The organism is Herbaspirillum sp. GCM10030257 (assembly GCF_042666555.1).
Taxonomy (GTDB): domain Bacteria; phylum Pseudomonadota; class Gammaproteobacteria; order Burkholderiales; family Burkholderiaceae_D; genus Noviherbaspirillum.
Window position 1 is genome coordinate 1 of the sequence record NZ_JBHTDH010000065.1, and the last position, 9,486, is coordinate 9,486.

1 protein-coding gene is annotated in these 9,486 nt (G+C 62.4%); it reads left to right on the forward strand.

Annotated features, from left to right (window positions below):
* Positions 1-9,486 (forward strand): amino acid adenylation domain-containing protein (locus ACFQUU_RS28805; protein WP_382252024.1); only part of this gene is annotated, 9,486 nt, incomplete at both ends.

Below are 9,486 nucleotides of genomic sequence, written 5' to 3' on the forward strand. Positions count from 1 at the left end.
AGCAAGTGAAGCTGCGCGGTTTCCGTATCGAGTTGGGAGAAATCGAAGCGAGGCTGCTGGAACAGCAAGGGGTGCGCGAAGCGGTGGTGATCGCACGCGAGGACCGGCCGGGTGACAAGCGCCTGGTGGCGTACTACACGGAAGATGAGCCGGGCACGGTGGCAGTGGACGGCATGCGCCTGCACCTGTCGGCCACGCTGCCGGAGTACATGGTGCCGGCTGCCTACGTTGCACTCGATACACTGCCACTGACACCGAACGGCAAACTCGACCGCAAGGCGCTGCCGGCGCCGGACGGCGATGCCTATGCAAGCGAGGTCTACGAAGCGCCACAAGGCGAAGCCGAAACCACGCTGGCCGCGATCTGGGCCGAGGTGCTCGGCGTCGAGCGCGTCGGCCGCCACGACAACTTCTTTGAGCTGGGTGGGCATTCGCTGCTGGCGGTGACGCTGGTCGAGCGCATGCGCCAGCAGAGCATGCACGTCGATGTGCGCACGCTGTTCGCCACCCCGACCGTCGCCGCTCTGGCGCAGGCCGTCAGCCCCAACAGCGATCTGGTATCGATCGCCCCGAATGGCATCCCTGCCGCCTGCGAGGAAATCCATCCCGACATGCTGCCCCTGGTGAGCCTGACCGAGGCGGAGCTCCGACGCGTGACCGATAGCGTACCCGGCGGCGCTTCCAACGTGCAGGACATTTATCCGCTGGCGCCGCTGCAGGAAGGCATCCTGTTCCACCACCTGATGGCGGGCCGGCGTGACGTCTATGTGGCACCAACCCTGTATCGCTTCGCCACGCGGCAACGACTCGACCAGTTCATGGATGCGCTGCAAGCGGTGGTCGACCGGCACGACATCCTGCGCACCGCAGTTGTCTGGGAGGGATTGCCGGAACCGGTACAGGTCGTCTGGCGCAAGGCGCCACTGATGATCGAAGAGATTGTCATCGACCCGACGGCAGATGATGCCGCCGAATACCTGAATGCGATCTCGTCGCAGGATCATTACCGCCTGGACGTGCGCCTGGCGCCTCTGATGCGGTCCTTCATCGCGCCCGACATGGCAAGCGGCGGTTGGCTGATGCTGCATTATTTTCATCACCTCGTGATCGATCATACGACGCTGGAAGCAATACAGCGCGAGATCCAGGCCTACCTGTTGGGCGAGGAGGACAGCCTGCCGGCACCACTTCCGTTCCGCAACTTCGTTGCGCAGGCGCGTCTCGGTGTGGATCGCGAAGAACACAAGGCGTTTTTCAGCCGCATGCTGAACGACGTCGTCGAGCCGACGACACCCTACGGCCTGGTGGATGTCCAGGGAGATGGATCCGGCATCGACGAGGCCGAGTACGAGCTCGAATCCGAACTTTCGAACGCATTGCATGACTGCGCGCGCAGCCTCGGCGTGAGCGTCGCAAGCCTGTTTCATCAGGCCTGGGCGGCAGTGCTCGCCAGGCTCAGCGGCAGCGACGACGTAGTGTTTGGCACTGTGCTGTTCGGACGCATGCAGGGCGGCGAGGGTGCCGACCGTGTGCTTGGCTTGTTCATGAACACACTGCCGGTCCGGATCAAGCTAGACGAGGAAAACGTACAGACTGCCGTACATCGTACCCACGCCTTGCTTGCCGAACTATTACGTCACGAGCATGCACCCTTGACGCTTGCCCAGCGTTGCAGCGGCGTGGAAGCACCGACCCCCTTGTTCAGCGCTTTGCTGAATTACCGCCATACCCCGGAACGCTCGGCAAGCCAGGATCGGCAAGCCTGGGATGGCATAGAGTTTCTTGGCGGGCAGGACAGGACCAACTATCCGCTGACATTCCATGTGGACGATACAGGCACGGGATTCGGTCTGAAGGCGCAAGTGCCGCAGTCCGTCGATCCGAACCGGGTGTGCGCATACATGAAGACGGCTCTTGCGGGCCTGGTGCAGGCATTGCAAAGCGGATCGGGCGCATCGTGGCATGACATCGACGTGTTGCCCGAGCAGGAACGCCAGACCTTGCTGAATGACTGGAACAGCACCGCAGGCATGTACGAGGCCGATCAATGTCTGCACACCCTCTTCGCGCGTCAGGCCGCAGCTACGCCGGACGCGGTCGCGCTGGTGCAAGGCGACGTCACTCTAAGCTACAGCGAGCTCAATGCCGCTGCGAACCGCCTGGCGCATCGCTTGTGCAAGCGCGGCGTACGGGCAGAAGCGCGCGTGGCGTTGTGCATGGAACGCAGCACCGACATGGTGGTCGCCATCCTGGCGATTCTGAAAGCAGGCGGCGCCTATGTGCCAATGGACCCCGCTTATCCGCCGGAACGCTTGTCTTACATGCTGCAGGACAGCGCCCCCGTCCTGATCCTCACCTGCGGTGCGCTGCCGGAAGAGGCGCTCTGGAGCCTGGCTGCAAGCGCCGTTCCCTCGCTTGACCTGGAACTCGACTCTCACGAATGGGCGAATGAAAAGACCACCGATCCCGACCAGTCGTCCGACGCAGTGACGGCCGGAAGTACCGCTTATGTGATCTATACCTCGGGCTCGACCGGGCAGCCGAAGGGAGTGATGGTCGAACACCGCGGTATCTGCAACCTGGTGGTGGCGCAGGCGGAAGACTTTGCTGTCGATAGTGACAGCCGCGTATTGCAGTTCGCATCGCCGAGTTTCGATGCCTGCGTCTCCGAGATTGCGGTGACGCTTTGCACCGGAGCCACCCTCCATATCGCCGATCCTGATGTGGTCCTGGCCGGACAAGCCTTGAGCGAGCTGATCGATTTTCATGGGATTACCCATGTCACCCTGCCGCCGGCGGTGCTGGCGGCCATGCCGGACGATGCGACACTGAGCACGGTGAGCACGCTGGTGGTCGCCGGCGATGCGGCAAGCGCGGCGCTGGTGAAGCGCTGGGCACCCGGGCGTCGCATGGTAAATGCCTACGGCCCGACCGAAACCACGGTCTGCGCGGCAATGCATCTTTGCGATGCGGCGGAGGACGCCGCGCCGCCGATTGGCCGCCCAATACGCAATACCCGTATCTACCTGCTGGACGCTAAGGGCCAGCCGGTTCCGGTTGGTGTCGCTGGTGAAATCCATGTCGGTGGTGTCCAGGTCGCGCGCGGCTACCTGAACCGCCCGGAACTGAGTGCTGAACGTTTCCTGCCCGATCCCTTTGCCGGCGATCCGCAGGCAAGGATGTACCGGACCGGCGACCTTGGGCGTTATCGGGCGGATGGCTGCATCGAGTTCCTCGGTCGTAGCGACTTCCAGGTCAAGCTGCGTGGTTTCCGCATCGAGCCGGGCGAGATCGAGGCACGGCTTGCACAGCATCCGGACGTACAGCAGGCGGTGGTGCTTTGCCGCGAAGACGAGCCCGGCGACCGGCGCCTGGTTGCCTACGTCGTTCCGCAGCCATTGCAGCGCATCGAACTGTGGCCGTCGATCGCCGAGTACTTCGTCTACGACGACCTGCTTTATTTCGCGATGACCAACGACGAGCGCCGCAACCGGAGCTACAAGCTGGCGATCGGCCGGGCGGTCAGGGACAAGGTGGTGGTGGAAATTGGTACCGGCAAGGACGCCATCCTCGCGCGCTTCTGCGTGGAGGCGGGAGCGCGCAAGGTGTATGCGATAGAGTTGCTCGAGGAAAGCTACCGGAAGGCGAAGGCCTGCATCGAGCAACTGGGGCTGAGCGAACGGATCATCCTGATCCATGGCGACGCGACCAAGGTCGAACTTCCCGAACTGGCCGATGTCTGCGTCTCCGAGATCGTCGGATCCATCGGCGGCTGCGAAGGTGCGGGGGTGCTGATCAACAACGCCTGGCGCTTCATGAAAGACGACGGCGTGATGATCCCAGAGCGAACGATGACGCGGATTGCAGCCGTCACCTTGCCTGAGGAATTTCTTGCCGATCCCCGTTTTTCTGATACAGGCGCCCAGTACATCGACAAGATCTTTGAGCACCGCGGCTACAAGTTCGATTTCCGCCTGTGCCTGAGCGGCGTGACCCGGCAAAACCTGATTTCCAATGTCGGCACGCTGGAAGACCTCGATCACACGGTTCAAACCGATCCGGCGTTCAGGCGCGAGGAACGCTTCACGATCACGCGCGACGCCCGGATCGATGGCTTTCTCGTCTGGCTCAACCTGTACACCGCGCACGACGAGGTGATAGACATCATCGATCATCGTTACTGCTGGCTGCCGGTGTACTTTCCCGTCTTCTATCCGGGAATCGACGTTACCAGTGGCGATACGATCCGGGTGGACATCGTGAGCAAGCTGTGTGACAACGGCATCAATCCGGACTACCACTTGTCGGGCGAACTGATCCGCCAGAACGGCGAAGTGTTTCCTTTCGTTTACAGTTCGCATCACTACCGCGAGGAGTACCGACACACTCCGTTCTACGATTTTCTGTTCGGCCGCGATCCGCAGGCAGGCGAGCGGCAGGAACGATCGCTACTTACGAGCGCGGAACTCAGCGAGCACCTGAAGCAGTCGCTTCCGGACTACATGGTGCCGGCAGCCTACGTCATCGTGGACGCGCTGCCGGTGAATGCAAACGGCAAGCTCGATCGCAAGGCCTTGCCTGCGCCCGGCGCGGAAGCGTTCGCGTCCGCCGGCTATGCCACGCCCGAAGGTCTGGTCGAAGAGACGCTGGCAGCGATCTGGGGCGATGTGCTGAAACTGGAGAGCGTGGGACGGCACGACCATTTCTTTGCCATGGGCGGAGATTCATTGCTGGTCATGCGCGTGGTATCCCAACTGCGCGAAACCTTGGGTATCGAGCTTAGCGTGACGCAGTTGTTCGAATATCCAGTCTTGTCCGACCTTGCGCGCACCTTGGAGGGAGCGCAGCGAAGCGTGCTCCCTCCCATCGAGCCGGCGGACCGGTCGCAAGCACTACTACTTTCGTTCGCCCAGCAACGCCTGTGGTTTCTGGCCCAGATGGAAAGGGCAAGCCAGGCTTATCACATTCCGCTTGGCCTGCACCTTCAAGGGACGCTTGACGTGGTAGCCCTGCGCAAGGCCCTGGATCGTGTGGTGGCGCGCCACGAAACCCTTCGCACGACTTTCGGGCTGGTCGACGGCGCGCCAGTGCAGCATATCGCGCCGCCGGATGTGGGCTTCCGGCTGATGGAAGAAGACTTGCGCGGGCAGGATGCGACAGATAGCACGTTGCTGGCGCTGATCGAAACGGAGGCGAGCGCACCCTTCGATCTTGCGTCCGGCCCGCTGGTGCGCGGCCGCCTAGTCTGCCTGGCGGCCGATGAGCATGTGCTGTTGATCACGATGCATCACATCGTTTCGGACGGCTGGTCGATGGGCGTGCTGACCAGGGAGATGAGCAGTCTGTACCGTGCATTTGTCGAAGGAGCGGACGACGGCTTGCCGCCGCTGACGGTGCAATACGCTGACTATGCGGCGTGGCAGCGGCGCTGGCTCAGCGGCGACGTGCTTCAGGCGCAAAGCGATTACTGGCGACGTACGCTTGCCGGCGCTCCCACGCTGCTCGACATTCCCTCGGATCACCCGCGCCCGGCACAGCAGGACTACGCCGGCTCCTTTGTCGCGCTGGAACTTGACGCCGAGCTGTCTCAAGGTCTGGACCGCTTGAGCAAGCGACATGGTGCGACGCTGTTCATGACGCTGCTTGGCGCATGGGCAATTCTTCTTTCCCGCTTGTCTGGCCAGAAGGATTTAATGATCGGAACACCGGTCGCCAACCGTACCCGTACCGAAGTCGAGCCCCTGATCGGCTTCTTCGTCAATACGCTGGCGCTGCGCATGGACCTGTCCGACTCGCCGTCGGTGAAAGAGATGCTGGCGCGTGTCAAGGCGCGGGCGCTGGAAGCCCAGCAAAACCAGGACCTGCCGTTCGAACAGGTGGTGGAGATCGTCAACCCGCCGCGCAGCATGGCGCATAACCCCTTGTTCCAGTCGTTGTTCACCTGGCGCAATAACGATGAAGGCGAGCTCGATATTCCCGGCTTGGCGCTTTCCCAGGTCGGCTCGGCGCACAACGTGGCGCAGTTCGACCTGATGCTCAATCTCGGCGAAGACAACGGCCGCATCGTCGGCGGGGTTGAGTTCGCAAGCGCGCTGTTCGACCAGGCCACGATCGAACGCTACGTACGTTATCTGCACAACATCCTGGTCGGGATGGTGCGGGACGACCACCAGCAGGTCGACCGCATTTCCCTGCTGGACGAAATGGAACAACGGCGCCTGCTGGTCGAGTGGAATGCCACGGATGAAGCCTATCCGCTGGAAAGCTGCGTGCATGAACTGTTCGAGGAACTGGCCGTGAAAACGCCGGATTCGGTAGCGCTTGCCTGCGAAGGCAGGGAAGTCGGCTACTCCACGCTCAATGCGGAGGCTAATCGTCTCGCGCACCATCTGATGAAACTTGGTGTCGGCCCAGAGGTACGCGTCGCCGTATGTATGGAACGCGGCATCGATATGGTGATCGGCTTGCTCGCCGTGCTTAAGGCCGGCGGCGCCTACGTGCCGCTGGATCCGGCTTATCCGGCCGAACGCCTGGGATTCATGGTGAGGGACAGCGCGCCGATGGCGGTGCTGACGCACGATCGCGTCTCCGCACAGGCATTTGCGTCGATCAGGGTGGCACTGGGAGAATCCGGCGCGCCCATCATCGACCTCGAAGCCGATCGACGGCGCTGGTCCAGGCAGCCAGACAGCAATCCGGGTGCGCGCGAAATCGGACTGAGCGCACGGAACTTGGCCTACGTGATCTACACCTCGGGATCGACCGGCATGCCTAAGGGCGTGATGGTCAAACATTCGGGACTTACCAACTACCTGTGCTGGGCGCGGCAGGCATATCGCCCCGACCACGGAGCGGTGGTGTCGTCGTCTCTCTCGTTCGATGCGACGATCACCAGCCTGTTTACCCCGCTGGTTTATGGAAGCACCGTTCATCTGCTCGCCGAGAACAAGGAACTCGATCAACTTGAACAACGGGTGCGCGACCCGCGCGGCTGCGGGCTGGTAAAAATCACCCCGGCTCACCTCGATGCACTCGGCCAGCGCCTGGCCGGGGCGAACGCGGCAAGCTACGTCGACTTGTTCGTAATTGGTGGCGAAGCGCTGGCACCGGCCACTGTCGCGATGTGGCAGCGCCTCCAGCCCGGCGTACGCATGGTCAATGAATACGGGCCGACGGAAACCGTGGTCGGTTGTATCGTCCATGAGATTGCCGGCGACGAAGTAGGCTCGGCGGTACCCATTGGGCGGCCGATCGGCAATACCCGGATCTATCTGCTCGATGCGCAGCATCAACCGGTTCCGATCGGCGTCATCGGCGAGATTTTCATTGCTGGCGCCGGCGTCGCGCGCGGTTACCTGAACCGGCCGGAATTGACGGATGAACGCTTCATTGCCGATCCATTTACCGCCGATTCTAAGGCGCAGATGTACAAGACCGGTGACCTGGCGCGTTATCGGCCAAACGGTACCATTGAGTATCTCGGACGCAACGACTTCCAGGTCAAGGTGCGCGGTTTCCGCATCGAACCGGGCGAGATCGAGGCGCGCTTGCTGGAGCACCCGGCAGTGCGCGAGGCGGCGGTCATCCTGCGCGAGGACCGGGCGGGCGACAGGCAACTCGTTGCCTATTGTGTCCGTCGCGAAGAAGACGATGCCGACGTCGAAAGCCTGCGCATGCATCTGCGTGCCGCGCTTCCGGAATTCATGGTGCCCGCGGCCTGCATCTGGCTCGACAGCTTGCCCCTGACGTCGAACGGAAAACTCGACCGGGCAGCGTTGCCGGCCCCGGATCGGGCCGGTTGGCAGGGCGAGGCCTATGTCGCGCCGGTTGGCAGTATCGAGAACGAGCTGGCGAAGATCTGGGCCGAAGTGCTGGAAATCGGACGGGTCGGCCGTTTCGATCACTTCTTCGAGCTTGGCGGCCACTCGCTGCTGGCAGTCAAGGTTGTGTCGCGCATCGCGCGCAGGTTCTCTGCAGAGATCGGGGTGACCGATCTGTTCAACCATCCGGTATTGGCTGAGCTTGCCGGGATCGTTCAAGGCGCCGCCGTCGGTGCCATTCCCGCTGTGGAGCCGGTGGGCCGGGACGGGCCGTTACCGCTCTCGTTTGCCCAGCAACGGCTTTGGTTCCTCGCCCAGATGGAAGGCAGCAGCAGCGCACATCACATTCCGATGGGTTTGCGGCTGCGCGGAAAACTGGACCGCGCTGCACTTGGCCTGGCGCTCGACAGCATCGTGGAACGGCATGAGATTCTGCGAACCCGCTTTGTCATGGTGGACGGCGAACCAGTCCAACAGATTGACGTAGACGGCAATTTCCTCTTGAAGGAATTTAACCTTGAGGCCGCCGCCGACATCGAGGCAAGCCTTGAGCGATTGATTGAAGAGGAGGCCGCGGCCGAATTTGACCTGGCATCGGGGCCATTGATACGGGGACGGCTGGTCCGCGTCGGCAAGGATGAGCACGTCCTGCTGGTCACCATGCATCACATCGCGTCTGACGGCTGGTCGCAGGGCGTACTGGTCAATGAATTCAGCGCGCTGTACAGAGCCTTTTCACAGGGAGATGAAATTAGCCTGGCTCCGCTGCCTGTTCAGTACGCGGACTATGCCGTGTGGCAGCGGCATTGGGTATCCGGAGAAATTTTGCAGGCACAGGTCGAGTACTGGCGCAACACGTTGACCGACGCGCCGGTTTTGCTGGAACTGCCCATCGACCATGCACGACCGTCGCTGCAGGACGGACGCGGTGGAGTGGTCGAGCTGATGCTGGATGAATCGCTTTCCCAAGGCCTCAAGTCACTCTGCCGGCGGCACGGCACGACGCTGTTCATGACGCTGCTGTCCGGCTGGGCAAGCCTGCTTTCACGGCTCGCCGGACAGGACGAACTGGTGGTGGGCACACCGCTCGCTAACCGCGCGCGTCCTGAGCTTGAACCGCTGATTGGATTCTTCCTGAACAACCTGGCGCTGCGCGTGGACCTGTCCGGGCAGCCGGCTGTCGGGGAGTTGCTGCAGCGGGTGAAGAAGCAGGCGCTGGAAGCGCAGCAGCACCAGGACCTGCCGTTCGAGCAGGTGGTCGAGATCGTCAACCCGCCGCGCAGCACCGCGCACAGCCCGGTGTACCAGGTGTCGTTCACCTGGCAGAGCACGGAGGAAGGCAAGCTCGACCTGCCGGGACTGGAAGTGTCTCCGGTTGGCGTGCCGTTCGTGACGGCCAAGCATGATTTGTCGCTGTATCTTGGTGAAGTCGGCGACCATATCGGCGGCGGCATCGTCTATGCGACGTCGCTGTTCGAACGGGCGACGATAGAACGGTACTGTGGCTACCTGCGGCAGGTGCTGCAGGCAATGGTGGAAGACGATAGCCGCAGCATCGCCACGCTGCCACTGCTGGACGCCAGCGAGCGCCGGCGTCTGCTGGTCGAGTGGAACGCGACGCACGCTGCCTATCCGGATCACTCCTGCATCCATGAACTGATCGAAG